The following is a 25,195-nucleotide window of genomic DNA, read 5'->3' as shown; positions in this document are numbered from 1 at the left end:
GTGTGAGCAACGAGATCGAGATCGGCCGCGGCAAGCGGGCCCGCCGCGTGTACACCTTCGACGAAATCGGCATTGTGCCGACCCGACGCACTCGGGACCCCGAGCTGGTGTCGACCAGTTGGGGTATTGACGCCTTCCACTTCGACATCCCCGTGCTGGGTGCGCCCATGGACTCGGTGATGTCGCCGGCCACCGCCATCGCGCTGGGACGCCTCGGTGGACTCGGGGTATTGAACCTCGAGGGCCTGTGGACCCGACACGAAGACCCGCAGCCCCTGCTGGACGAGCTTGCCGGGCTCGGCGACGGCGTCGAGACCACGAAGCGCATGCGCGAGCTGTACAGCGCGCCCATCCGCCCCGAGTTGATCCAGGAGCGCCTCCGCGAGGTCCGCGAGGCCGGGGTCACCGTCGCCGGCGCGCTGTCGCCACACCGGACGGCCGAGTTCTCCGACACCGTGATCGCCGCGGGCGTCGACCTGTTCGTGATTCGCGGCAACACCGTCTCGGCCGAGCACGTCTCGACCGATGACCGCGAGCCGTTGAACCTCAAGAAGTTCATCTACGAGCTCGACGTGCCCGTCATCGTCGGCGGGGCCGCGACGTACCAGGCCGCGCTGCACCTCATGCGCACCGGCGCGGCCGGTGTGCTCGTCGGCTTCGGCGGCGGCGCGTCATCGACCACGCGCGCCACGCTCGGCATCCGCGCACCCATGGCGTCGGCGATCGCCGATGTGGCGGGCGCGCGCAGCGACTACCTCGACGAATCGGGCGGGCGCTACGTGCACGTCATCGCCGATGGTGGCCTCGGCACCTCGGGCGACCTCATCAAGGCCGTGGCCTGCGGCGCAGATGCGGTCATGCTGGGTTCGGCCCTTGCCCGCGCCACCGACGCCCCGGGCGCCGGCTGGCACTGGGGCCAGGAAGCTCACCACGACGACCTGCCCCGTGGCACGCGCGTGCGCGTCGGCGCGGTCGCGCCGCTCGCGGAGATTGTGAACGGCCCCGCGCACGTCGCGGACGGAACGGCGAACCTTATCGGCGCGCTGCGCCGTGCGATGGCCACGACGGGTTACTCGGAGCTCAAGGAGTTCCAGCGCGTCGACATCGTGCACGCGCAGCGTTAGCGGGCGTCACGCTCCACCGGAGACCCTGAAGGGGGCGGCATGAGTCGGAAGAGAACTCAAGAAGCGAGTCGGACACTGCGACTCGGCCCGGAGGAGCGTGCCGCCGCCATCGCGGCGCTGCGGGATCCCGAGCGCGAGCTCGACGTCCTGGTCATCGGAGGCGGCATCGTCGGCACGGGCTCGGCGCTCGACGCCGTCACCCGGGGGCTCTCGACCGGCATCGTAGAGTCCCGCGACTGGGGGTCGGGCACCTCGAGCCGCTCGTCGAAGCTCGTGCACGGCGGGATCCGCTACCTCGAGCAACTCAACTTCGGGCTGGTGCACGAGGCCTTGATCGAACGCGGCCTGTTGCTGCAGCGCATCGCCCCGCACCTCGTGCATCCCGTCCGCTTCTTGTACCCGCTCACCAAGCCGGTCTTCGAGCGCGTCTATGTCGGCGCCGGCATGCTGCTCTACGACCTCTTCGCGCGGACGAGCCGGCGAGGCCCGGGCGTCCCGTTCCACACCCACCTGTCGCGGAAGCAGCTGCGGCGCGCGTCGCCGGGGCTCCGCAAGGACGCGTTCCGGGGCGGCCTCAGCTACTCCGACGGCCAGGTCGACGACGCGCGCTACGTCGCGATGGTCGCCCGCACCGCCGCCGCCTATGGGGCGCACGCCGCGAACCGGGTGCGGGTCGAGGGGTTTCTCAAGGTGGGAGAGCGCGTCGTCGGCGTGACCGCACGGGACCTCGTCACGGACGAGACATTCGAGATCCGCGCCAAGCAGGTGGTGAACGCCACCGGCGTCTGGACCGACGACACCCAGGCGATGGTGGGGGAGCGCGGACAGTTCAAGGTCCGCGCGTCTAAGGGCGTGCATCTCGTGGTGCCGCGCGACCGCTTCCAGTCGAAGCTCGGGCTGCTCCTGCGCACTGAGAAGAGCGTGCTCTTCGTCATCCCCTGGGGGCGGCACTGGCTGATCGGCACGACCGATACCGATTGGGACTTGGACAAGGCCCACCCTGCGGCGACCGCCGCCGATATCGACTACCTGCTCGAGCACGTGAATGCGGTGCTCGCGGTGCCGCTGACCCGCGACGACGTCGAGGGCGTCTTCGCGGGGCTGCGACCGCTCCTGTCGGGTGAGTCGGACGACACGTCGAAGCTCTCGCGCGAGCACATCGTCGCGCACGCGGTCCCCGGACTCGTCGTGGTCGCGGGCGGGAAATGGACGACCTATCGCGTCATGGCGAAGGACGCGATCGACGCCGCGGTCGACGCCCTCGAGGGGCGTACCCCCGCCTCGATCACCGAGGACGTGCCGTTGCTGGGCGCTGAGGGGTACCGGGCCGCCTGGAACCGTCGTGCCCGCGTGGCGCGCGCGTTCCAGGTGCACCCGGCGCGGATCGAGCACCTGTTGCACCGCTACGGCTCGCTGACGAACGAGGTCCTCGACCTCATCGGCGAGCGCCCCGAACTCGGCGAGCCGCTGCCCGGGGCCGATGACTATCTCGCCGCCGAGGTCGTCTACGCGGCGAGCCACGAGGGCGCGTTGCACCTCGACGACGTACTCGCGCGGCGCACCCGCGTCTCAATCGAGGCCTGGGACCGGGGCATTGCGGCGGCACCGGTCGCCGCCCGCCTCATGGGTGGCGTGCTCGGCTGGGATGAGGCACGGATCGAGCTTGAGACGGCACGATACCTGGAGCGGGTCGCCGCCGAGCGGGCGAGCCAGGATCAGCTCACCGACGCGGACGCCGACCGCGTGCGGCTGCAGGCGACGGAGCCCGGCGCGCCCGCGCTCGGTACCCCCTAACGCGCGCGCCGGGATCCTGCCGAGTTTCGCTCGCACCGAGCTTCGCCGACCACCAGGAAAAGCCCATTCTGGGCTCGGTAGACTGGCTGGACTCATTCCTCTTTCGTCCAGGAGTCCCGATTACATGAGCCGCACCTCGGCACCCACGCTCGGTCAGGTGATGCGGCGGCCCCGCTGGATCGGCGCATTGCTGCTTGCACTGCTGGTCGGCGGCGGCTTCGCCGGGCTGGCGCAGTGGCAGATGGGCCACGCCGTCAAGATCAACTCTGACTCGGCGATTGACAGCGAGACGCCGCTCGCCATCGAGGAGCTCAACCGCCCGGGCACTCCCGTGAATGACACCGCCGCAGGGCGTATGGTCACGGTCTCGGGCACCTTCGCACCCGGCGACTTCCGCGTCGTGGAGAACCGGGTCAACGACGGCAAGACGGGCGCCTGGGTCGTGGGCCACCTGGTCACCGACGACAGTCCCGCCAGCCACCTGTCGGTCGCGATCGGCTGGGCACCGGACACGCAGGGCGCCGAGCGCGCGCTCGCAAAGATCGATGTCGCGGATCTTGCGCCGGTCGAGCTCGAGGGCCGGTACATGCCCGCGGAGGGACCGGTCGTCCCGAAGCCAGACCAGGATCCATGGGTGCTCCGCACCATGATGCCGGCGCAGCTCGCGAACCTGTGGGCCGAATTCGACGGGCCCGTGTTCGCCGGGTACCTGGTGTCGCACACGCCCGAGGGCGGGCTTGCGGAGATCAATTCCGTGCCGCCGCTGCCCGAGGAGACGGTCAACTGGCTCAACCTCTTCTACGCGCTCGAATGGGTCGTGTTCGCGGGCTTCGCGCTCTTCTTCTGGTACCGGATCACGCGCGATGCCTGGGAGAAGGAACTCGACCAGCTCGCGATCGACGCCGAGGCTGAAGACCAGGCGGCAGGCTCGCCTGAAGAGACCGCGGCAGGCATCGGCGCCGGCGCGGATCCTGCCCCGAAATTTGCACCCCCCAGCCAGCCGTAGAATGGACCTCATGGCACTTCAGCCCAAACCCGCCGACTTCCCGCGCATCCGCAAGGCTCTGAGCGTGTACAAGGTGACCTCGGTCATCACCGGCACCATGTTGCTGCTGCTCTGCGCGGTCATGGTGATGAAGTACGCCTTCAAGGTCGAGCTGTTCCTCTTCACGCCGAACGGCTTCGCTGAGTTCATGCCGATCGTGCCCGAGGGCCAAGAAGAGGCCTTCGTGCGGCCCGGGTTCAACCTGTTCAAGGCGTTTCTCGTAGCCCACGGCTGGTTCTACGTCGTCTACCTGATCAGCAACTTCATGCTGTGGAGCCCGATGCGCTGGCCGTTCTGGCGCTTCCTCGTGCTCGCGCTCGGCGGCGTCGTCCCGTTTCTGTCCTTCATCATGGAGGGACGCGTCGTCCGCGAGGTCAACGCCGATCTCGCCCGCCGGGAAGCGGCTCTCGCCGCCGAGGCACCCCAGATTCCGATTGCTGCCCCCACGACCCCGGAAGGCCGTTCATGACCCAGACCCCTCACACCGCGCAGCGCCCAGTGCTCGTGGTCGACTTCGGAGCGCAGTACGCGCAGCTGATCGCGCGCCGCGTGCGCGAGGCCGGCGTGTACTCCGAGCTGGTGCCGCACACCATCACGGCCGCCGAGGTCGCCGAGAAGAACCCGCTCGGCATCGTGCTCTCGGGCGGCCCTTCGTCCGTCTACGCTGACGGCGCACCGGCGTTCGACGAGACGATCTTCGATCTCGGCATCCCGACGCTCGGCATTTGCTACGGCTTCCAGGTCATGGCGCGCGCGCTCGGCGGAAAGGTCGGCAACACCGGCGACCGCGAGTACGGCGCGACTGACGCCGAGATCATCGCTGGCGGCGGCGCGATTCTAGGCGACGGCCCCGCTGCGCAGAACGTCTGGATGAGCCACGGCGACGCCGTGCAGCAGGCGCCCGAGGGCTTCGAGGTGCTTGCGAAGACCGCGGTCACCCCGGTCGCCGCCTTCGGTAGCGCCGAGCGCCGCCTGTACGGCGTGCAGTGGCACCCCGAGGTCAAGCACTCGGCGCACGGTCAGCAGGTGCTCGAACGCTTCCTGCACGACGTCGCGGAGATCCCCTCAGACTGGAACTCGGGCAACGTCATCGCCGAGCAGATCGAGCTCATCCGCGCGCAGGTGGGGAACGCCCGCGTCATCTCGGCGCTGTCGGGTGGCGTTGACTCGGCCGTCTCGACGGCCCTCGTGCACCGCGCAATCGGTGACCAGCTGACGGCGGTGTTCGTCGACCACGGGCTGCTGCGCAAGGGCGAGCGGGAGCAGGTTGAGAAGGACTACGTCGCATCGACGGGCGTCCGCCTCATCACGGTTGATGCCGAGGACACGTTCCTCGGCCACCTCGCCGGCGTCACCGACCCCGAGGAGAAGCGCAAGATCATCGGCCGCGAGTTCATTCGCGCGTTCGAGAAGGTCCAGCTTGACCTCGTCGCCGAGGCGAAGGCCGAGGGCGAGAAGGTCAAGTTCCTCGTCCAAGGCACGCTCTACCCCGACGTCGTCGAGTCCGGCGGCGGATCCGGCACCGCGAACATCAAGTCGCACCACAACGTGGGCGGGCTGCCCGAGGACCTTGACTTCGAGCTCATCGAGCCGCTGCGCACCCTCTTCAAGGACGAGGTGCGCCAGATCGGCCGCGACCTCGGCCTGCCCGAGGCCATTGTGGGGCGCCAGCCCTTCCCCGGCCCCGGCCTCGGCATCCGCATCGTCGGAGAGGTCACCCGTGACCGCCTCGAGATCCTCCGCGAGGCCGACGCGATCGCTCGCGCCGAGCTGAGCGCGGCGGGCCTCGATGGCGAGATCTGGCAGTGCCCGGTCGTGCTGCTCGCCGACGTGCGTTCGGTGGGCGTGCAGGGCGACGGTCGCACATACGGTCACCCGATTGTGCTGCGCCCCGTCTCGTCCGAGGACGCCATGACGGCCGACTGGACGCGCCTGCCGTACGACGTGCTGGCGCGGATCTCGAACAAGATCACGAACCAGGTGCCCGAGGTGAACCGAGTGGTGCTCGACGTCACGTCGAAGCCGCCGGGAACGATCGAGTGGGAGTAGCCCTACTGAGGTAGGTCAGCAAAACGGGGGTGCTTCGGCGCCCCCGTTTTGCGTCTCTGGGACCGCGCCGCATCGCCCGGGCGGGAATCATGTCGGAAACGGGAATCATGTCGGAATGAACGGGCCTGAGCCGTGCAGAAAGATTCGCATTTCCGGCATGATTCGCCGGGCGTGTGGCGTGGGGCGTGGGGCGTGGGGCGTGTGGGGTGTGGGGTGCGGCGCACGGGGACCGTGCGACGCGAGGACCTGCCCCGGGCAGGATCCGCCCTAGTCGCGGGGCGGCATCATCGCCGCCACGATGCGGGACGCCGGTGCGGCAATCGCCTCGGCGAAGCCCGTTCCGGCCCAGAGGCAGGCGAACTCGGGGTGGTCGCTCGCAAGGGCCGCGGCGCGCAGCGGCGCCACGAGGGAGTGGATCTCGGGGAAGCCCGCCGGGGCGAACAGGTCCATCGCGGAGGCGAACTCGGTGACGAGCGCTCGCCCGTAGCGGCCCGAGAAGACCCGCGTCGGCGCGGTCTCGTGAGGGAGGGCCAGCGCCGTACGGTGCACAGCGTGCGTGCCCGCCTCGTCGGCGAGCAGGAACGCCGTGCCGAGCTGGGCGGCGACCGCGCCCGCCGAGAGCACCGCGGCGACCGCAGCGGGGGAGGAAATGCCGCCAGCGGCGATCACGGGAGTGTGCCCGGCCGTCGCGAGCACGTCGTCGAGCAGTATGGCGAGGGGCGTCGCGTCGGGCACGGCCATCTGGTCAAACGTGCCGCGGTGGCCCCCTGCGTCCGGTCCCTGGAGCGTGAGCGAGGTGGCCCCGGCGGAGAGGGCGGCCTCTGCTTCGGCGCGGGTCGTTACGGTGACGCTCGTACAGATGCCCTGCGCGCGCAACCAGCCCAGGGTATCGGGCGTGGGACAGCCAAACGTAAAGGAGACGACCTCGGGCGCCAGCTCACCGACTAGCGCGAGCTTCGCCTCGTAGTCTTCGCGGTCCTGCCCGACCCGAGGCAGCTCGAGCGTGACGCCCAGCGCCGCCGCGTAGGGAGCGAGCCGCGCCGCGTAGTCCTCGAGGGCTTCCTCGTCGATGACGGTGGGCCCGGGGACAAACAGATTGATGCCGAGGGCGCCGGGCCCCGCGAGCTCCCGCGCGCGGGAAAACCGTGAGCGCAGCTCGGCTGCGGTGAGATAGCCGCCCGCAACGAAACCGAGCCCGCCGCTGCGGGAAACCGCTGCGGCGAGCTCGGGAGTCGTCGGGCCGCCGGCCATGGGCGCGGCGATGATGGGTGCGGGAAGTGAACGCAGATCGAACATCTCAGTCAGCTCCCGCGGATGTGGCTAGTCGCCGCGCAGGATCGCGAGGATGCGCAGGATCTCGACGTAGAGCCAGATCAGCGTGACCATCAGGCCGAACGCGGCAGACCAGCCGTAGCGGCGGGGCACCTTGTTGCGGACGCCGTTCTGGATGAACTCGAAGTCCATGACCAGCGAGTAGGCCGCGAGGAACACGGCGAGGAGGCCGATGATCACGCCGAGCGGAATACCCATAACCTCGACACCGCGAACGCCCCACGGGTCAGTGACGGCACCCGTCATCATGAGGATCATGTTCAGGACCGAGAAGACGAGGTAGCCGACCATCGCGATGAGCACGATCTTGGTCATCTTGGGGCTGGTGCGAACCTTGCCGCTGCGGAACAGCAGCAGGGTGACACCGAACACCGAGAGGGTGCCGATGACGGCCTGCGAGACGATGCCGGGCCACTGTGCCTCGAAGAAGCTGGAGAGGCCTCCGAGGAAGAGGCCCTGTGCGACGGCGTAGCCGAAGATTAGGGCGACGTTCGGCTCCTTCTTGAACGCGTTCACCAACCCCAGGACGAGGCCGACGATCGCTGCGGGCAGCATCAGCTGCGGCAGGAACATCCAGCCGACCGCGGCAAAGGCTACGACGGTGACGAAGAGGGCCGCCGTCTTGGCGATCGAGTCTTCCATCGTCATGGGGTCGTCTGAGGGCAGGATGACGGGAGCGGCGGGAGCCTGTGCGGCGTCGACGCCAGGGCGCTCAACCTGCGCTGCGGGCTGGTCGTAGATGCGGCGAAGCTCCTCAGCGCTGAGGGACTTGCCGTTCAGCGCCGGGTTGCTGGTAAGGGCGGGGTTGCTCATGAGCAGGTGGTCCTTTGGTCGTTGCGGCCGGAGGGCCCTCTCAGCCTATCGAAAAGGGGCGCCCTGGCGGCTGGGATTTAGTCGGGTGTTCGCCCGCGGCGATAGGCTTGACGCATGCCGAACCCCCGGATTTCTTCAGCGCTGCGGGACGGCTTCGGCCGCCCGCTCGTCATCGGGCATCGCGGCGCCCCCGGGTATCGCCCGGAGCACACTGAGGCTGCGTACCGACTCGCGTTCGAGCTCGGCGCTGACGCGGTCGAGCCCGACGTCGTCGCAACGCGCGACGGCGTGCTCGTCGTACGGCACGAGAACGAGATCTCGGGGACGACCGATGTCGCTGATCACCCCGAGTTCGCGCGTCGCCGCACGACCAAGAAGATCGACGGCGTCAAGCTCACCGGGTGGTTCACTGAGGACTTCACCTGGGCCGAGTTGTCGACCCTCACCACGAGGGAGCGGCTGCGCAAGACCCGCCCCGACAACGCCGACTACGACGGCGAGGGCAGGATCCTGCGCCTTTGCGACGTGCTCGCCATCATCGATGAAGAGAGTGCCGCACGCAAGCGTCCTTTGGCAGTCGTCGTCGAGATCAAGCACGCCCACTACTTCGCAGGCATCGGCCTGCCCCTCGACGAGCTCCTGCGAGCCGAGCTCGACGCGAGCGGGTGGGCGGACCGTCCCGAACGACTCATCATCGAGTGCTTCGAACTCGGGGTGCTTGAGCGCCTGCGGGCTGTTGGGGCCGCCGCTCAGTTCATCTTTCTGACCGAGACCGAGGGGTCGCCGCCCGACGACCGCGCGCTGAACGGACGTGCTGCGCGACCGTATTCCTGGTACCGCAGTGATGACGGCCTCGACTGGCTGGTGGGCCGTGTCGACGGGATCAGCGTCGCGAAGGCCGATCTGCTCAGTGTCGCCCGTCGCGGGTTCGCCAACGGGACGACCGACCTCGTACAGCGGGCGCACCGGCGAGGGCTTGGGGTCTTTGTCTGGACCCTGCGCCCGGAGAACCGGTTCCTGAACCCTCGTTTTCGCCCGAGGGGAATGGCGACGGTGCCCCGTGGCGGGGAGGCCGCGATGTGGGGCGACTGGCCGGGCGAGTTCCGCCTCGTGTTGGAATCGGGGGTCGACGGAATCTTCGTCGATCACCCGGACCTCGGCGTCGCCGCGCGCGAGAGTATGGACGCCACGTAGAGCTGCCTGTCGGTGCTCGATCGTAGACTGGAGCCGATGAGTACCTTCGAACTTCTGGACCCTTCCGGTCAGCCAGCCGGCAACCCCGCACCCGGGGCAGATCCGCTGACCGCTGGGCTCAACCCGCCCCAGGAACGCGCGGTCACCTACCGGGGCCCCGCCCTGCTGATCGTGGCGGGTGCCGGCTCGGGGAAGACCCGGGTGCTGACGCATCGGATCGCCGGGTTGATTCGCAGCAAGGAAGCCTGGCCGAGCCAGATCCTCGCGATCACCTTCACCAACAAGGCCGCCGCCGAGATGCGCGAGCGCGCCGAGGTCTTGCTCGGCTCGGGTGCCGAGGGCATGTGGATCTCGACCTTCCACTCGGCCTGCGTGCGGATCCTGCGACGCGAAGCAGAGCGCTTCGGCTACGTGTCGGGGTTCACGATCTACGACTCGGCCGACTCGCGCGCGCTGCTCAAGCGCCTCATCAAGGACCTCGACGCCGACACGTACGGCTTCACCCCCGCGAACACGGGCTCGAAGATTTCTCGGTTGAAGAACGAGCTCACCGACGCCGATACGTACGCGTGCACCGCGAACGAGGCGGACCCGCGCGAGCGGCTGTTCGTGGAGATCTTCCGTGGCTACGAGCGCGAGCTGCGCCGGGCCAACGCGTTCGACTTCGACGACCTCATCGGTCAGACAGTGCATCTGTTCCGCACGTTCCCCGAGGTGGCGGCGGTGTACCAGCGCCGCTTCCGGCACGTGCTGGTCGACGAGTACCAGGACACGAACCACGCGCAGTACTCGCTGATCCGCGAGCTCACACGGCCCGTAGAGCCCGAGGAGGTCGAACGGCTCATGCCGCCCGCCCGCCCAGCGGAGCTTGACGACTCCGGTCGCATCCCCGCGGCGAGCCTGACCGTCGTGGGCGACTCCGACCAGTCGATCTACGCCTTCCGCGGCGCTGACATTCGCAACATCGTCGAGTTCGAGCGCGACTTCCCGGGCGCAGAGGTCATCAAGCTCGAGCAGAATTACCGCTCGACGCAGAACATCCTGAGCGCCGCGAACGCCGTGATTGGCAACAACTTCGACCGCCAGGACAAGAAGCTCTGGACGGACGCAGGCGACGGCGACGCGATCGTGGGATTCACCGGCTACTCGCAGCACGATGAGGCGCGCTTCGTTGCCGAGGAGATCGAGTCGCTGCACCGTCCGAGCGGCGGCGCCATCGACTACCAGGACATGGCGGTGTTCTACCGCACCAACGCGCAAACGCGGGCGCTGGAGGAGCTGCTCATCCGCTCGGCCATCCCGTACCGGGTGCTCGGCGGCACAAAGTTCTACGAGCGTGCCGAGATTAAGGACGCGATGGCGTACCTGACGAGCGTCATGAACCCGTACGACCCCATCGCCTGGTCGCGTCTGCTCGGTGTTCCCAAGCGCGGCATCGGCCCGATGGCGGAGGCGCAGCTCGCGAACTTCGCCGAGGCGCAGCAGATCTCGTTCCACGAGGCGATGCTGCGCGTCGACGAGCTATCGTTCGGGCCCAAGGTGCGCGGCGCGATCCTCGAGCTCGGGCAGCTGCTTGAGCGCGCGGCGCAGATGGCGGCGGGCACGCCGGCCACCGGGCAGGATCCTGCCGGCCCCATCGATGAGCCGGCGGCGGCCGACCCGGCGTCGGAGGAGACGCTGAGCCCCGGCGCGGGCAAACGGCCGGCCCCGGTCGCCGAGGTGCTCTCACTGATCCTGTCGGAGACGCAGATGATCGAGCAACTGCGTTCGCGCCGTGACCCGCAGGACGAGGCGCGCGCCGAGAACCTTGAGGAGCTCGTCGCCGTGGCCCGTGAGTACGACGTGCAGCACCCGGGCGCGGGTCTCGTAGAGTTCCTCACCGAGGTGAGCCTGGTCGCCGCGGCGGACGACCTCGACGACACGAGCGGCACGGTCTCGCTCATGACGCTGCACACCGCGAAGGGCCTCGAATACCGCGTCGTCTTTATGACCGGGGTTGAGGAAGGCCTGATGCCGCACCAGATGTCCGTCGACGAGGTCGGCGGCGTCTCGGAGGAGCGCCGACTGATGTACGTCGGCATCACCCGGGCGCGCGAGCGGCTCTTCATCTCGCTGGCGAGCACGCGATCGCAGTTCGGCAACGTCTCCGTGGCGCTGCCCTCGCGCTTTTTGCAGGAGATCCCCGAGGGGCTCATCGATTGGCGCCAGTCGCCCGGCGAGGTCACCTCGCACGGCGGCACACAGCCGCGGGCCCTCAACGGATCGGGCGGATCGGGCTGGTCGCGCTCGGGCGGGGCGACAAGCCGAAACGCCGACTCGCCCGTCAGCTTCGGCGGGGGCGGCCGCGGATCTGCCGCGATCTCGGAGCCCGCGAGCGGAAATATGCAATCAGCGCTCGACAAGTGGCGCGAGCGCAAGGAAGCCGCGAAGGCGTTGCAGGCGGCCGGCGGCGGCTTCCCGAACACGATCGTCGGCTCGATACGCGACAACGGTGACCTCGAGCTGGTGCCGGGCGACCGGATCCTGCACGACGACTACGGCGAGGGGCGCGTCGACGCGGTGACCGGTGTCGGTACCAAGCGGGTCGCGCACGTCATGTTCGACTCGGTCGGCGAGCGGAAGTTGCTGGTGAAGCTCGCACCGATCACGAAGGTTGCTGCGGAGGACTAGGCGGCGCCCTCGGCCCCCGGGGCCCTCGCGATCGGTCGCATCCCGGCGTATCGTTGCAACATGGGCGTAGAGCCAGAGTCAGTCGTGACGGATGCCGCCCCACCTCCTCCGGGTGGGTCGCGGATCTTCCTGCACGTCCTGATCAACACGGCCCTCGCGAACATTACGACGAGCTTTCTCTGGTTTGCGCTGGTGTTCTGGGTGTACCTCGAGACGTTGTCGGTGCTCGCGACCGGCATCATCGGCGGCGCATACTTGCTGCTGCTCGCGATCTTCGGGATGGTGTTTGGCACCGTCGTCGACCGGCATCGCAAGCAACGAGTCATGGTCTTTTCCGCGCTGGTCACCCTCGTCGCGTTCCTCACGGCGGCCCTGCTCTTCTTCACTCAGCCGGAGTCGGCGATGCTCGACCTCGGCGGCCCGCTGTTCTGGATCTTCTCCACGATCATCCTGGCCGGGGCGGTGGTCGAGAACCTCCGCAACATCGCGCTGTCGACGACCGTGACCCTGCTCGTGCCGGTCGAGCGGCACGCGAACGCCAACGGACTCGTCGGGACGGTGCAGGGCCTCGCCTTCGTCGTCACGAGCGTGCTGTCTGGCCTCTCCATCGGGTTCCTCGGGATGGGGTGGACGCTGATCATTTCGATTGTCCTGACCGCCCTCCCGCTCCTCCATCTCGTGCTCATTCGGGTGCCCGAGGCGAAACCCGAGCGGGTGGCCGGAGCCCAGGCGATCGACGTTCGCGGAGCGGTGGCCGCGATTCGTGCGGTGCCCGGGCTCTTCGCCTTGATCCTGTTCGCGACGCTCAATAACCTCATCGGCGGCGTCTATATGGCGCTCATGGACCCGTACGGGCTGACACTCTTCGACGTGCAGATCTGGGGGATCGTGCTCGGCGTCGCCTCGACCGGCTTCATTATTGGCGGCGCGATCATCGCCGCCAGGGGCCTGGGGAGAAACCCCATCCGCACCATGTTGCTCGTCGTGATCGCGATGGGGCTGCTGGGGGCGGTCTTCACGATCCGCGAGTCGTGGTGGCTGTATGCCGGGGGAATCTGGCTGTACATGGCGCTCGTGCCCGCGGTAGAGGCGGCCGAGCAGACGGTGATTCAGAAGGTGGTGCCGTTCGACAAGCAGGGGCGCGTCTTCGGCGCCGCGACCGCGCTCGAGTTCTCGGCGGCCCCGATCACGTCATTTCTGATCGCCCCGATCGCGCAGTTCTGGGTCATTCCGTATATGCGCACCGACGCCGGGGGCGACCGGTGGGGTTGGCTGTTGGGCGAGGGAGACGCGCGGGGGATCGCGCTCGTTTTCCTGTTCACCGGGGTCGCCATGATCGTCGTTGGCGGGCTGGCGTTCGCGACCCGGTCGTACCGGATCCTGTCGCACCAGTTTGCCGGCCAGCGGGAGTCGGTTCCGGTCGCGTCGGGGGAGCCCGACGCAGTGGGGGCGGGCTGAGGCGCTACGCCATCGCGACATTGCCGAGTAGGCGCCCGCTCGCCAAGGGGAGGCCTTTCGCTACGGGGCGGGCGAGTTCGCCGGCGGAGCCTCGCCCAGGATGGTGCGCAACTGCGCGAAGGCCTCGTCGAGTGAACTCTCGTCCGCGTCGATGTCGCCCTCTCCCGTGGCCCACTCGATCAGCATCGTCGTGACCGCAGCGTGGGCAAGGGAGGCGGCGAGATTCGCCTCAACCACGGGCGAATCAAGCCGCGAGTGTTCGGGGTGGGCGAGCAGCCACTGCGTCGCGACCTCGATGAGCGCCTCGCCCGATTCGACCATGGAGATCGACGAGAGACGGCGTGCGGCGGGCTGCTCGCGCGCCAGCTTCGCGCGGCCGCGGGCAACATCGGTGTGGACGTTGCGGTGTCCGATTGAGGCAAAAATGAGGCGGAAGATACCGCGCGGCAAATCGCCCGGGCACGTGTCGAGCACGGCAAACGCCTCGTCGCCCTGGAGCACGGTGATCGCGCGTCCGACGATCGCGTAGTCACGACCGGCGAAGTAGTTAAAGAAGGTGCTGCGAGACACGTCCGCGCGCTCGCAGATTGCTTCGACGGTGACGTGTTCGACGCCCAGATCGAGAGCGAGCTCAACGGCAGCGAGTTCGATGGCGTTCTCAGTGGCGCGACGTTTTCGAGCGCGAAGACCGAGTTTCGGTGGTGAAGAGCTCACTGAGAACTTCCTCTCTTCCTGGCGGGGAGCTGCCGGACGGGGTCTGCCCGGTTCACTCCCCAACGGTGACACTGAACCCAGTCTACCGCCGGGATTTCCAGGCTCCCTGGGACGGCTTTCTGGGGCGTGGCGCGGGTGTAGGCTGGATTTGCACGCGTATGGTCCCGTGATCCGGGGCACGACGTCGTGCATTCCTCGAGACACCGCGGCGCCGAAGCCATGCAGACTTACGGTTCCGCAACCAGCATGATGGGATAGGCGTGGATCTTTACGAGTATCAGGCACGTGATCTGTTCGAGCGATACGGGGTTCCGGTGCTTGCCGGCATCGTCGCTGAGACCCCGGAGGCCGTCCGGGCCGCTGCGGAGAAAATTGGCGGCGTTGTCGTCGTCAAGGCGCAGGTGAAGGCCGGGGGCCGCGGCAAGGCTGGCGGCGTGAAGGTCGCGAAGACGCCCGACGAGGCGTTCGCCGCCGCAGAGGCAATCTTGGGCCTCGACATTAAGGGCCACATCGTCAAGCGCGTGATGGTCGCGGCTGGCGCTCGCATCGCCCAGGAGTTCTACTTCTCGGTGCTGCTGGACCGCGCGAACCGCTCGTACCTCTCGCTGTGCAGCGTTGAGGGCGGCATGGAGATCGAGATCCTCGCGGTCGAGAAGCCCGAGGCGCTCGCGCGCATCGAGGTTGATCCGATCGGCGGCATTGACGCGGCGAAGGCCGAAGAGATTGCCCGCGCTGCGAAGTTCCCCGAGGAGCTCATTGGCAAGGTCGTCCCCGTGCTGCAGAAGCTGTACGAGGTCTACATCGGTGAGGACGCGACGCTCGTCGAGGTCAACCCCCTCGTCCTCACGGAAGAGGGAGACATCGTCGCCCTCGACGGCAAGGTCTCGCTCGACGAGAACGCCGGGTTCCGTCACGCGGAGCACGCGGCGCTCGAAGACCAGGACACGGTCGACCCGCTTGAGGCGAAGGCCAAGGCGCAGGATCTCAACTACGTCAAGCTCGACGGCGAGGTCGGTGTGATCGGCAACGGTGCGGGCCTCGTGATGTCGACCCTCGACGTCGTCGCCTACGCCGGTGAGAACCACGGCGGCGTGAAGCCCGCGAACTTCCTCGACATCGGCGGCGGAGCATCAGCTGAGGTCATGGCCGCTGGCCTCGACGTCATCCTCGGTGACCCGCAGGTGAAGTCAGTCTTCGTCAACGTCTTCGGTGGCATCACAGCCTGTGACGCGGTCGCGAACGGGATCGTCGGCGCGCTGAACACGCTGGGCGACACGGCCAACAAGCCGCTCGTCGTGCGACTGGACGGCAATAACGTCGAGGAGGGACGCCGCATCCTGAACGAGGCCGCGCACCCGCTCGTCACGCTGGCCGAGACCATGGACGAGGGCGCCGACAAGGCCGCCGAGCTCGCGAACGCGCGCTAGCCCACGACGAACGTTACGAAGAGAGAAGCACCAGAATGTCTATCTTCCTGAACAAGGATTCCAAGGTCATCGTCCAGGGCATCACCGGCGGCGAGGGCACCAAGCACACCGCCCGCATGCTCGCGGCTGGTACCCAGATCGTGGGCGGCGTCAACGCGCGCAAGGCCGGCACCACGGTCTCGCACGTTGACGCCAACGGCGCGGCCGTCGAGCTGCCCGTCTTCGCAACGGTCGCCGAGGCGATGGCCGCGACCGGGGCAGACGTATCGGTGGCATTCGTGCCCCCCGCGTTCACCAAGGACGCGTCTATCGAGGCGATCGACGCCGGCATCGGCCTGCTCGTCATCATCACCGAGGGCGTGCCGGTCAAGGACTCTGCCGAGCTCTGGGCGCACGCCAAGGCGACGGGAAACCACACGCGCATCATTGGCCCGAACTGCCCCGGCATCATCACGCCGGGTGAGGCGCTCGCGGGCATTACCCCCGCGACGATCACGGGCAAGGGCCCGATCGGCCTCGTGTCGAAGTCGGGCACGCTGACCTACCAGATGATGTACGAGCTGCGCGATCTCGGTTTCTCGACCGCGATCGGCATCGGCGGCGACCCCGTCATTGGCACGACGCACATCGACGCCCTCGCGGCGTTCGAGGCAGACCCCGAGACCGAGGCGATCGTCATGATCGGCGAGATTGGCGGCGATGCTGAGGAGCGTGCGGCGGAGTACATCAAGGCGCACGTGACGAAGCCGGTCGTCGGCTACGTCGCAGGCTTCACCGCGCCCGAGGGCAAGACGATGGGCCACGCCGGCGCAATCGTCTCCGGCTCGGCCGGCACCGCCCAGGCGAAGAAGGAGGCCCTCGAGGCCGCCGGTGTCAAGGTCGGCAAGACGCCGTCTGAGACGGCTCGCCTGCTGCGCGAGGTGTTTGCCGCGCGCTAGTTCGCGCGATTCACCAGGGCGGTCGGGGCTATTGCCTCGGCCGCCCTGGTGCGTCTGTGGCGTCTGGTGGGGCCGGGGAACGTTGTGCCGCGGCGCGGTGTGTGACGCTGCGTGTCGCACGCCCGGCGAGCACCTTGCTCCCGGTGTGACACTGGGCTGGCGGGGGAGCCCGCGCCGCAGTCCACCACGACCATTTACGGGGAGCACGACATGACCGAAACCATCGCCGCACCGACGCCGCGCGGCGCGCACCTCGTCGGCAGCATCAACCTCGACGACGCCGAGAGCGTCTTCCGCACCGCCGCGGAACACCTCGGTCCGTTGCTGCGCCGGATCCCGGACGGGGAGGTGGGCGAGCGCTTCCACTGGATCGTGTTCCAGGCCGATCGTGTCGGGGCCGTGGAAGGAATCGAACGGGTCGGTGACCAACCGTTCATCCAGCGCGGCATCGACTTCCGCCCAGTCCGCGTGGCAGACGGGGTGCGCGCCGCGGACATCGTGCTGCCCAGTCTGGGCTACGCCGACGCCGCGCTCGAGTCGTGGGCAATCTTCTCGAAGCTGCAGGACGCGGGCGTCATTGCCGATGCGACGCGCTTCCAGGTCTCGCTGCCGACCCCAATCGGCTTTGTCGCTGCGCTGGTCGCAGCGGAGGACCGCGCGGCCTTCGAGCCCGTGTACGAGGCGGCGCTCGCTGCAGAGCTCGAGCGGATCGTGGACGCGATTCCGCACGATCGCCTGGCGATCCAGTGGGACGCGGCGCTGGAGTTCGCGATCCTGGAAGCTGGCCGCACGGCCGCGCCGTCGCCCGCGTGGTTCGACGACGAATGGGTGGCCACGAGCGAACGCCTGGCCAGGCAGCTCGATCGCGTGCCTGCTGGCGTCGAGGCAGGGGTGCACCTGTGCTACGGCGACGTGGCAGAAAAGCACTTCGTTGAGCCGACGGACACGGCAAATCTCGTGCGGTTCGCGAACCTCGTGCGGGAGGCGACGACGCGCCCCATCACGTGGCTGCACCTTCCCGTGCCTATCGAGCGCGACGACGCCGCCTACTTCTCCCCGCTCGCACAGCTGAACCTGGCGGACGAGACTGAGCTGTACCTCGGGCTGGTGCACCGTCAGGACGGCGCTGAGGGCGCCCAGCGCCGGATCGACGCCGCGCGAGCGCACGCTGGCGAATTTGGCGTGGCCACCGAGTGCGGCTTCGGCCGGGCCCCCGAGGGAACGACGACCGCACTGTACGAGGCGCACCGCGCCGTCGCGGCCGCGCACGCGGGCGCGACCTCCAGCTGATTCACACCCGACGGATCAGCGGTCCTGGTTTCGTCCGCTCGGCGGGATGCCAGGTTGCTCGCCGCGTGGCGCGACTCGGTGCCGAGAGTCGCGCGTGAGTTTCCGCAGCCATCGTGAGCTAGCCTCGACGGGATGACCACGCTGCAGACGAACGCGCCGAGCGCCGAGCACGGCCCGCCCCGGCGTCCGCGCACCCCGCCGGTCGGGCTCGCCCGCGTGACGTTCGTCGCCGGCGTCGCGCTCGGGATCCTGCTCGCGCTGCACTTGGTGGTCCCCGACGTTGGAGGGCTCGCGCTTGCGCTCGACTCCGGCCTTCCCTGGCTCGGAATCCTGCTGCCGCCGCTCATATTCGCGGCACTGCTCTCGCGGGCTCGTGCGGCGATCGCCGCGGCGGTCGCGACTGCCGCGGTCTGGTGCGCGATCGTCGTGCCCCTCATCCTTCCGCTGTCGTGGACCGCGCCGCCTGTGGCGGACGCACACCTCACGATCGCGAGCCAGAACGTGCGCGCGGGCTCCGGCACCGCCGCGGAGACGGCCCAGGTCCTGGCCGCGCAGTCCGCAGACGTCGTCGCGCTACAGGAGATGGACGCGGAGTCCCGGGGCGCCGCCGCCGCCGTGCTTGATGAGCGCTACCCGTACTCGTACGGGGCGGGCACGATCGGGGTCTGGAGCGTGTACCCGTTCGAGAACGCCACGATGCTCGATCTGGGCCTGGGGTGGAACCGCGGCCTCTCGGTGGACCTGGTGACCCCGAGCGGACCGGTCAGCCTGTATGTCGTCCATGCCGCCTCCGCTCGTCTGGGCGACCACGGGGACCGCGACACCATGCTGGCGAACCTGGCCGACACCCTCGAACGGGACGTGAACGACCGGGTGATTGCGGTGGGGGACTTCAACGCCAGTTCCACCGACCGCTCGCTGCGCGCGCTGACTTCGGTGCTCGCCGAACCGCGGCAAAGCGGCGGCGGATTTGGCTTCACCTGGCCGAGCACCGCGCCGATCATGCGGATCGACCACCTCTTTCAGCGGGGAATGGACGTCGTGGCGAACACCACGCTGCGCGCTGGGCAGAGCGATCACCGCGCCATTGTCGCGACGCTCAACCTCTGAGCGATGGGGCGTGCCGGTCGGTCTGGCCCGGCTGCGCTCGATACACTGCTTGCGGCATGAAACGCATCCTGACGGCAGTGATCACTGCGATCGAGGCGGGCGCCGTCGCGCTGGCGGGACTCGTCATTGTGGCGATCCCGACGATCCTGCTCTGGATCATCACCTTTCAGCTCGGAAGCGAGCCGGGCGAGGTGCTCTCCGCCCTGTCCGCGGTCTGGCTGCTCGGGCACGCGGTGCCCCTCGGATTCACGCTCGATGCGCAATCCGCGCTGAGCTTCGGCCTCGCACCAGAGGCACTGCGGTTCACCCTCTCGCTCGCGCCGCTCGGGATCGGCCTCATCACCGCGGGCGCAGGCGCGCGGATCGGCTGGCGGCTCGGGCGTCGCGGTGGGGCGGGGGCCGTGGGATTGCCCGCAGGCCTCGCCGGGTTCGCCGCCGTCACACTGCTGCCGGTGGCGCTCGCCGCCCCGCTGCTTGCCGCTCCGGCTTGGGGCGCTGTGCTCGCGCCCACACTGTTCTTCACGCTTCCCGCCGTCGCGGGCTTCCTGCTGCGCGCGGCCCACGACGGCCACGAGTGGTGGCACCGCGCCCTGCGTGAGCTGCACCGCGGCATCGCTGGCCTGGGCTGGCGTCGTTCGCCCGAGGTCATCGCGGCTCTCGCCGACGCCCTGCGGCTCGCCGCAGCGACCCTCGCCGTGCTGCTCGCCCTCGCCGCGCTGGGCGTTGGGGTGAGCATTGTGGGCGGGTACGTCCAGGTCGTCACCCTGAGCCAGCACCTGCAGCTGGATCCCATCGGCGCGACCGCGGTCTTCATCCTGCAGATCGCATTCCTCCCGGTGGCCGTCATCTGGGCGCTCGCCTGGTTCAGCGGGTCGGGGTTTGCCATCGGTGCGGGCAGCTCGGTGACCCCGTTCGAGACGCTGCTCGGGCCCGTCCCGGCGCTCCCGATCTTCGGGGCCATCCCGCCCGCCTGGGGCACGTGGGGCTCAATTGCGATCCTGCTCGTCGTGCTCTGCGCGATCGCCTGTGGGGTGCTCTTCGCGGGTCGACGCGGGGCCGCCGGGGCGCTCCGGGAAGCGGGAATCGTCCTGAGCGGGGCGGCGCTCGTCGGTCTTGCGGTCGTCGGTCTCTCGGCGCTCGCGACCGGATCGATCGGCCCCGATCGACTCGACACCACTGGGCCAAACCCGTGGCAGGCCGGGGCGTTCGTCGCGGCCGAGGTCGCGTTCGGCTTGGCCATCGGCGCGTTCGCCGCACGCCATGACCTGACCCGCAAGCTCGCACGGTTGGGGCGTGCGGGGGCGGGCGCTACGGGCACTACGGACGTGCTGGGCGCAAGCGCTGCGCAGCAGAGCCCGCTCGACCCGGCCGACGCGGCGGACTTTGCCCCCGAAGTGACGCTGCCCTACGGTGTCGCCCGCGCAGTGCAGGAGGGCGTGCTGCCCGAGATCGACGACGCCGAGCAGGTGACCGAGGACTACGGTGCATCGGCGCTGCTGCCTGCGGACGAGCTCGACGACGCGGCGCATTCCGGCACGCCTGTTCGCGCTACCCTGCCGCCGCAGGAGGACGGGCAGTGGGCCCCGGCTGCCCCAGGGATCGAGGCTGAGCTCCAGCGCGCATCTGAACCGGAGCCCGTGCCCGCGCCGTTCACCGAAACTGACCCGATCGACGAGGAAGAAGCCCTCGTGCGCGCGTACGCCTGGGACGACGCGTCGTTTACCGGCGAGGTGCTGCCCGCGCCGGCCGATGACCACTCCGACGAGGCGAGCGGACGCGGCGCCGTGGCTCCGTGGTGGCGCCAGCTCGGCGAGCGCGCGACGCGACGCGGGGGCAAGGCGAAGGCTTCGGAGGCCGATGGCGAGACGGCCACCGACCTGCCCACGGTCGATCTGGGCAGTGACCCGCTCGCGCGGCCGGAGCAGCTAGACTAACGAGGTATCCACGGGAGCCCGCACGCGGCGGGCTGAGAGGGAGCGCGCGCGCTTCGACCGTTCAACCTGATCTGGGTCATACCAGCGGAGGAAGGAACCTCAGAATGATGCGTACCCGAATTGTGTATCGGACGGCGCGACGCGCGCTTCCCGTGACGATCGTCATTGCGGCCACGCTTGCCGTCGCCGGCTGCCAGGGGGCGGAGGCCACCGGCAGCGCGTCGCCGAACGCCGTGACGATCATGGTGCACGACTCGTTCCCGAACGACGAGTTCGCGCAGGCCGCGAGCGCGGCGACGGGCCTCGACGTCACGGTGTTGACGGCCGGCGATGGGGGAGAGCTCACGAATAAGCTCGTGCTCACCCAGGGCGCCCCGATCGCCGACGCGTTCTTCGGCGTAGACAACGCGCTCGTCTCCCGCCTCATCGAGCACGACGTCGTCGAGCCGTACGCGGCCGAGCTGCCGGAGGGCGCCGCCGACTTCGCGTTTGACGATGAGGGTTCGGTCGTTCCGGTCGACCACGGCGCCACCTGCGTCAACATTGATCCTGCGTGGTTCGCCGAGCGGGGTATCCCTGCACCGGTGAGCTATGAGGACCTGGCGAAGCCCGCCTACCGCGACCTCACGGTGCTGCTTGACCCGACCTCGTCCTCGACGGGGACCTCGTTCCTCGTCGGCACGGTCGCGCACTTCGGCGAGGACGCGTTCGCCGAGTACTGGGCGGACCTGCTGGACAACGGTGCGCTGCTCGCGCAGGGCTGGACTGAGGGGTACAACGGCCAGTTCACGCAGGGCGGCGAATCGGGCTCCCGCCCCATCGTCGTCTCGTACAGCACGTCGCCCGCCTGGACGGTGACGGAGGACGGTTCCGCGTCGACGACCGCGAACCTCCCCGAGACCTGCTCGACCCAGATCGAGTACGCCGGGGTGTTGCGCGGGGCGGAGAATCCGGAGGGTGCGCGTGCCGTGATCGACTACCTGCTCTCGCAGGAGTTCCAGGGCACTATCGCCGACACGATGTTCATGTACCCGGTCGACGCGAGCGTCACGCTGCCCGAGGAGTGGCTGCGGTTCGCCACGCTCCCCGAGTCGCTCAACGACCTGCCCGCGGCGACGATCGGTGCCGAACGCGACGAGTGGCTGCGCAGCTGGGGCGAGGCGACAGGTTTCTAGGGCCGGCAGGATCCCGCCGATGAATCGATCACCGCGCGTGCGGCGGCGAGCCCGCCACGTGCGGCGCTGGCCGCTCGGCAGTGTGATCGCGTGGGGTGCCGCCGTGCTGGTGCCGCTCGCGTTCCTGTTCGTCTTCTTCGTCTGGCCGGTCGTCGCCCTCGTGTCGACCGGCTTTCTGGGCGGCGTCGGCGGGCGCGCGGGCGGGATCGACCTCTCGGGGCTCACCGAGGTGCTCGGTTCGGCGCGCACCTGGCGGGCCCTGGGACAGACCCTCGCGCAGGCCGCCGCGGGCACGGCGCTTTCGGTCGTCCTCGGCGTGCCTGCCGCGTTCGTGCTCTACCGCCTGCGCTTTCGCGGGAGGGCGGCGCTGCGCGGGCTCCTCACTGTGCCGTTCGTGCTGCCGACGGTCGTCGTCGCGGTCGCGTTTCGCGCGGTGTTCGGCCCGGGGGGCCCGCTCGCGTTTCTCGACATCGACGGCAGCTTCGTCATCATTGTGCTCGCCCTCGCCTTCTTCAACGTGACCGTCGTGATGCGCACCGTCGGCGGATTCTGGGCGCAGCTCGATGCCCGCCCGGAACAGGCGGCGAGCTGCCTCGGCGCGAGCCCCGCGCGGGTGTGGTGGACGGTGACGCTGCCCGCGCTCACCCCGGCGATCGCGTCCGCCGCAGCCCTCGTGTTTCTCTTCTGCGCGACCTCGTTCGGCATCGTGCTCGTGCTCGGCGGGCGCGAGTTTCAGACCATCGAGACCGAGATCTACCGGCTCACGGTGCAGTACCTCGATCTGCGTGGGGCGGCAGTGCTCTCGATCCTGCAGCTCGTCATCGTCGCCGCGGCGATCGCCGTCTCGGCGCGCCTGCGCTCGGGGCGCGAACGCGCGGCGGCGATGCGGCCGGCGGCGGCCCGGATCCGGCGCACCCACCTGCCGGTACTTGCCGTCTTCGCGGTGACCATTCTCGTGCTGCACATGCTGCCCATCGGGTCGCTGGTGCTGCGCTCGCTGCGCACCGTCGACGGGGCCTGGACGCTCGAGCACTACCACAACCTCGTCGTGCCGCCGCCGGACTCGCCGCTGTCGGGTTCGGTGCTCGACTCGGCGTGGCTGTCTATCCGGCTTGCCCTCGTCGCGGCGCTCATCGCCGTGGTGCTCGGGGTGCTGGTCGCCCTCGTCGTGTCGCGGCGGCCCCGGTCGCGGGCGCTTCGTCGCGGGATCCACGCCTTCGACGGCGCCGTCATGTTGCCGATCGGGGTCTCTGCCGTGACCGTCGGATTTGGGCTGCTGCTCACGATGCATCGCCCGCTGGGCATCGGCATCGACCTCCGCAGCTCGATCGTGCTGATCCCGGTCGCGCAGGCGCTCATTGCGCTGCCGTTGGTCGTGCGCACGATCGCTCCGGTGCTGCGGGCGATCGACCCGAGGCTGCGCGACGCCGCGGCGACACTGGGCGCTGACGGGTGGCGGGTGCTCCGCACCATCGATCTGCCGGTCGCGGGCCGGGCGCTGGGGCTCGCGGTGGGCTTCGCCTTCGCCGCGTCCCTCGGCGAGTTCGGGGCGACCGCTTTCCTCGTTCGGCCCGACGCGCAGACGCTGCCCGTGGTGATCGCGCAACTGATTTCGCGCCAGGGCGTTGAAAACTACGAGGCGGCGATTGCGGCGTCGGTGCTGCTCGGTGCGCTGACCGCGGGGGTCATGCTGGTGGCCGAGCGACTTCGGGGAGACTGGGCGGGCGAGATATGACGAACGAGAGAGTGGGGCCGCGCGATACGGATGGGGAGGAGTCGATGATGGGGCAGACGGAGCAGGGGGCGAACCAGCCGGGTACGTCAGTGGCGGGAACGCCCGGGTTGGAAGCGATCGATCTCGTGCTCGCGTTTCCGAGCCCTACCGGCAGCCGGGGCGAGCCGCCCGCGCAGGCGCTTGCGGGGGCGAGCCTGATCGTTCATCGTGGCGAGATCGTCGCGCTGGTCGGGCCGAGCGGGTGTGGAAAATCGACGCTCCTGCGCGTCATCGCGGGGCTCGAACCCGACGCCGAAGGGGTCGTGCGATGGGACGGCGAGGACCTCGCCGGCGTTCCCACGCACCGGCGCGGTTTCGGGCTCGTCTTTCAGGACGGACAGCTGTTCGCGCACCAGAGCGTCGCCGAGAACATAGCGTACGGGCTGCGGGTGCAGGGGGTACCGCGTCATGAGCGAGACGCCCGTGTCGCTGAACTACTTGAGCTCGTCAGCCTGCCTGGGGCGGGCCCGCGAGCCGTGACCCACCTCTCCGGGGGCGAACGGCAGCGGGTGGCGCTCGCGCGCTCTCTCGCGCCCCGGCCGCGCCTGCTCCTCCTGGACGAGCCGTTCTCGGCGCTCGATCGTGAGCTGCGCGAGCGGCTCGCCTCCGAGACTCGCGAGATCCTGCGTGCGACCGGCACCACCGCAATCATGGTCACGCACGATCACGCCGAGGCGGCGGCCGTCGCCGATCGCGTCGTGCGCATGCGCGCCGGGAACGTCGAGGCGCAGTCGGATCCTGCCGCGCCACCCGTTGGCCAGGCCACGTGAGCGCGCACGCCGCCGCACGGGCTGACCGTCTCGCGGCCCGGCTCGCCGCCCGCGGGTTCGGCGCGGGCGGCGGGGTCGTACTTATCGACGGCGGCGCCGGATCGGGAAAGACCACGCTGGCTCGGCGCCTGGCGCACCGCCTCGGTGTCGGAGTCGTGCACCTCGATGCGCTCTACCCGGGCTGGGATGGCCTCGCCGCGGGTGCCCTGGCGGCCGAGACCGACGTGCTCGGACGCGGCGGCTATCGGCGCTACGACTGGGCGCTCGGGGAACCTGCCGAGTGGGTGTCGGTCGACCTCACGGCACCACTCGTGATCGAGGGATGCGGCGCGATCACTGCGGGCTCGCTTGCCGCGGCCCGCCAGGTCGGCCCCGCCATCGCGGTGTGGGTCGAGTGCGCTGAACCCGAGCGCCGAGCCCGCGCGCTTGAGCGAGACGGCGAGCTCTTTCGCCCCCACTGGGACCGCTGGGCCGCCCAGGAGGCGTCGCATCTGGTGGCACACGCGCCGATCGCGCTTGCCCGCGAAATCGTGCACACCGGCGAGCTCACACCCCGATGATGCGGCGCCTGTCGCGCGGGTAGA

General features: G+C 69.4%; 20 protein-coding genes and 1 riboswitch. Of the genes, 17 read left to right on the top strand and 3 right to left on the bottom strand.

Annotated elements, in window-relative coordinates:
* Nucleotides 1-2 precede the first annotated feature (2 nt).
* The 5 genes from KOE53_RS11290 (at nucleotide 3) to guaA (ending at nucleotide 6,012) form a co-directional block, all read left to right on the top strand.
* Complete coding sequence (locus KOE53_RS11290; RefSeq protein WP_188045705.1) at nucleotides 3-1,124, top strand: GuaB3 family IMP dehydrogenase-related protein; 1,122 nt, start codon at nucleotides 3-5, stop codon at nucleotides 1,122-1,124.
* A gap of 39 nt (nucleotides 1,125-1,163) precedes the next feature.
* Nucleotides 1,164-2,918, top strand: coding sequence for a glycerol-3-phosphate dehydrogenase/oxidase (locus KOE53_RS11285; protein ID WP_188058563.1), 1,755 nt, complete (start codon nucleotides 1,164-1,166; stop codon nucleotides 2,916-2,918).
* A 124-nt stretch (nucleotides 2,919-3,042) separates the two neighbouring features.
* The gene (locus KOE53_RS11280) at nucleotides 3,043-3,924 is read left to right on the top strand and encodes an SURF1 family protein (RefSeq protein WP_251364313.1); all 882 of its coding nucleotides are present in this window, start codon (nucleotides 3,043-3,045) and stop codon (nucleotides 3,922-3,924) included.
* Between the two features lie 10 nt (nucleotides 3,925-3,934).
* Nucleotides 3,935-4,432, top strand: a complete 498-nt coding sequence (locus tag KOE53_RS11275; RefSeq protein ID WP_188045703.1) for a DUF3817 domain-containing protein — start codon at nucleotides 3,935-3,937, stop codon at nucleotides 4,430-4,432.
* Nucleotides 4,429-6,012: a glutamine-hydrolyzing GMP synthase gene (gene guaA / locus KOE53_RS11270; protein WP_188045702.1), complete on the top strand. Its 1,584-nt coding sequence runs from the start codon at nucleotides 4,429-4,431 to the stop codon at nucleotides 6,010-6,012. The genes KOE53_RS11275 and guaA overlap by 4 nt, the downstream gene beginning before the upstream one ends.
* Nucleotides 6,013-6,279: 267 nt before the next feature.
* On the opposite strand, the gene KOE53_RS11265 is transcribed toward guaA, so the two are convergent.
* Both KOE53_RS11265 and KOE53_RS11260 read right to left on the bottom strand, forming a co-directional pair.
* The gene (locus KOE53_RS11265) at nucleotides 6,280-7,308 is read right to left on the bottom strand and encodes a nitronate monooxygenase (RefSeq protein ID WP_188058562.1); all 1,029 of its coding nucleotides are present in this window, start codon (nucleotides 7,306-7,308) and stop codon (nucleotides 6,280-6,282) included.
* Between the two features lie 24 nt (nucleotides 7,309-7,332).
* Nucleotides 7,333-8,157, bottom strand: coding sequence for a Bax inhibitor-1/YccA family protein (locus KOE53_RS11260; protein WP_188045700.1), 825 nt, complete (start codon nucleotides 8,155-8,157; stop codon nucleotides 7,333-7,335).
* Between the two features lie 114 nt (nucleotides 8,158-8,271).
* Between KOE53_RS11260 and KOE53_RS11255 the strand changes: the two genes are divergently transcribed.
* From KOE53_RS11255 to KOE53_RS11245, 3 genes are read left to right on the top strand one after another with little or no spacing between them, the layout of a single operon-like run.
* Entirely contained in the window at nucleotides 8,272-9,351 is a 1,080-nt protein-coding gene (locus tag KOE53_RS11255; protein ID WP_188058561.1) for a glycerophosphodiester phosphodiesterase family protein, read from the top strand.
* Between the two features lie 36 nt (nucleotides 9,352-9,387).
* Nucleotides 9,388-12,021, top strand: a complete 2,634-nt coding sequence (locus KOE53_RS11250) for an ATP-dependent helicase (RefSeq protein WP_188058560.1) — start codon at nucleotides 9,388-9,390, stop codon at nucleotides 12,019-12,021.
* A 60-nt stretch (nucleotides 12,022-12,081) separates the two neighbouring features.
* Complete coding sequence (locus KOE53_RS11245) at nucleotides 12,082-13,479, top strand: MFS transporter (RefSeq protein ID WP_188058559.1); 1,398 nt, start codon at nucleotides 12,082-12,084, stop codon at nucleotides 13,477-13,479.
* A 60-nt stretch (nucleotides 13,480-13,539) separates the two neighbouring features.
* Here KOE53_RS11245 and KOE53_RS11240 read toward each other — a convergent pair whose 3' ends face one another.
* Complete coding sequence (locus KOE53_RS11240; RefSeq protein WP_241095534.1) at nucleotides 13,540-14,193, bottom strand: TetR/AcrR family transcriptional regulator; 654 nt, start codon at nucleotides 14,191-14,193, stop codon at nucleotides 13,540-13,542.
* A gap of 260 nt (nucleotides 14,194-14,453) precedes the next feature.
* On the opposite strand from KOE53_RS11240, the gene sucC reads away from it, so the two are divergent.
* The 9 genes from sucC (at nucleotide 14,454) to KOE53_RS11195 (ending at nucleotide 25,171) form a co-directional block, all read left to right on the top strand.
* Entirely contained in the window at nucleotides 14,454-15,620 is a 1,167-nt protein-coding gene (gene sucC, locus KOE53_RS11235) for an ADP-forming succinate--CoA ligase subunit beta (RefSeq protein WP_188045696.1), read from the top strand.
* Between the two features lie 35 nt (nucleotides 15,621-15,655).
* Nucleotides 15,656-16,558: a succinate--CoA ligase subunit alpha gene (gene sucD / locus KOE53_RS11230; RefSeq protein WP_188045695.1), complete on the top strand. Its 903-nt coding sequence runs from the start codon at nucleotides 15,656-15,658 to the stop codon at nucleotides 16,556-16,558.
* 210 nt (nucleotides 16,559-16,768) lie between these two features.
* A complete protein-coding gene (locus tag KOE53_RS11225) occupies nucleotides 16,769-17,848 on the top strand; it encodes a hypothetical protein (RefSeq protein WP_188058558.1) in 1,080 nt (359 codons plus the stop codon).
* Between the two features lie 132 nt (nucleotides 17,849-17,980).
* Entirely contained in the window at nucleotides 17,981-18,958 is a 978-nt protein-coding gene (locus KOE53_RS11220; protein ID WP_188058557.1) for an endonuclease/exonuclease/phosphatase family protein, read from the top strand.
* Between the two features lie 56 nt (nucleotides 18,959-19,014).
* Nucleotides 19,015-20,892: a cell division protein PerM gene (locus KOE53_RS11215; protein ID WP_188058556.1), complete on the top strand. Its 1,878-nt coding sequence runs from the start codon at nucleotides 19,015-19,017 to the stop codon at nucleotides 20,890-20,892.
* Nucleotides 20,893-21,002, top strand: a riboswitch (TPP riboswitch). It begins immediately after the preceding gene.
* Entirely contained in the window at nucleotides 20,997-22,067 is a 1,071-nt protein-coding gene (locus tag KOE53_RS11210; protein WP_188058555.1) for a thiamine ABC transporter substrate-binding protein, read from the top strand. It overlaps the preceding riboswitch by 6 nt.
* A 19-nt stretch (nucleotides 22,068-22,086) precedes the next feature.
* Nucleotides 22,087-23,802 carry an ABC transporter permease gene (locus KOE53_RS11205; protein WP_188058554.1) on the top strand — a complete coding sequence of 572 codons (1,716 nt, stop codon included), beginning with the start codon at nucleotides 22,087-22,089 and terminating at the stop codon, nucleotides 23,800-23,802.
* Nucleotides 23,799-24,611, top strand: a complete 813-nt coding sequence (locus tag KOE53_RS11200) for an ABC transporter ATP-binding protein (protein ID WP_353055639.1) — start codon at nucleotides 23,799-23,801, stop codon at nucleotides 24,609-24,611. The genes KOE53_RS11205 and KOE53_RS11200 overlap by 4 nt, the downstream gene beginning before the upstream one ends.
* On the top strand, nucleotides 24,608-25,171 hold the full coding sequence (locus KOE53_RS11195; RefSeq protein ID WP_223160208.1) for a nucleoside/nucleotide kinase family protein: 564 nt from the start codon (nucleotides 24,608-24,610) through the stop codon (nucleotides 25,169-25,171). Before KOE53_RS11200 ends, KOE53_RS11195 begins: the two co-directional genes overlap by 4 nt.
* Nucleotides 25,172-25,195 lie beyond the last annotated feature (24 nt).

This window comes from Leucobacter sp. CX87 (assembly GCF_018682295.1).
GTDB lineage: Bacteria > Actinomycetota > Actinomycetes > Actinomycetales > Microbacteriaceae > Cx-87.
The sequence above is the reverse complement of the archived record's forward strand: the minus strand, read 5'-3'. Positions and strand labels throughout refer to the sequence as shown.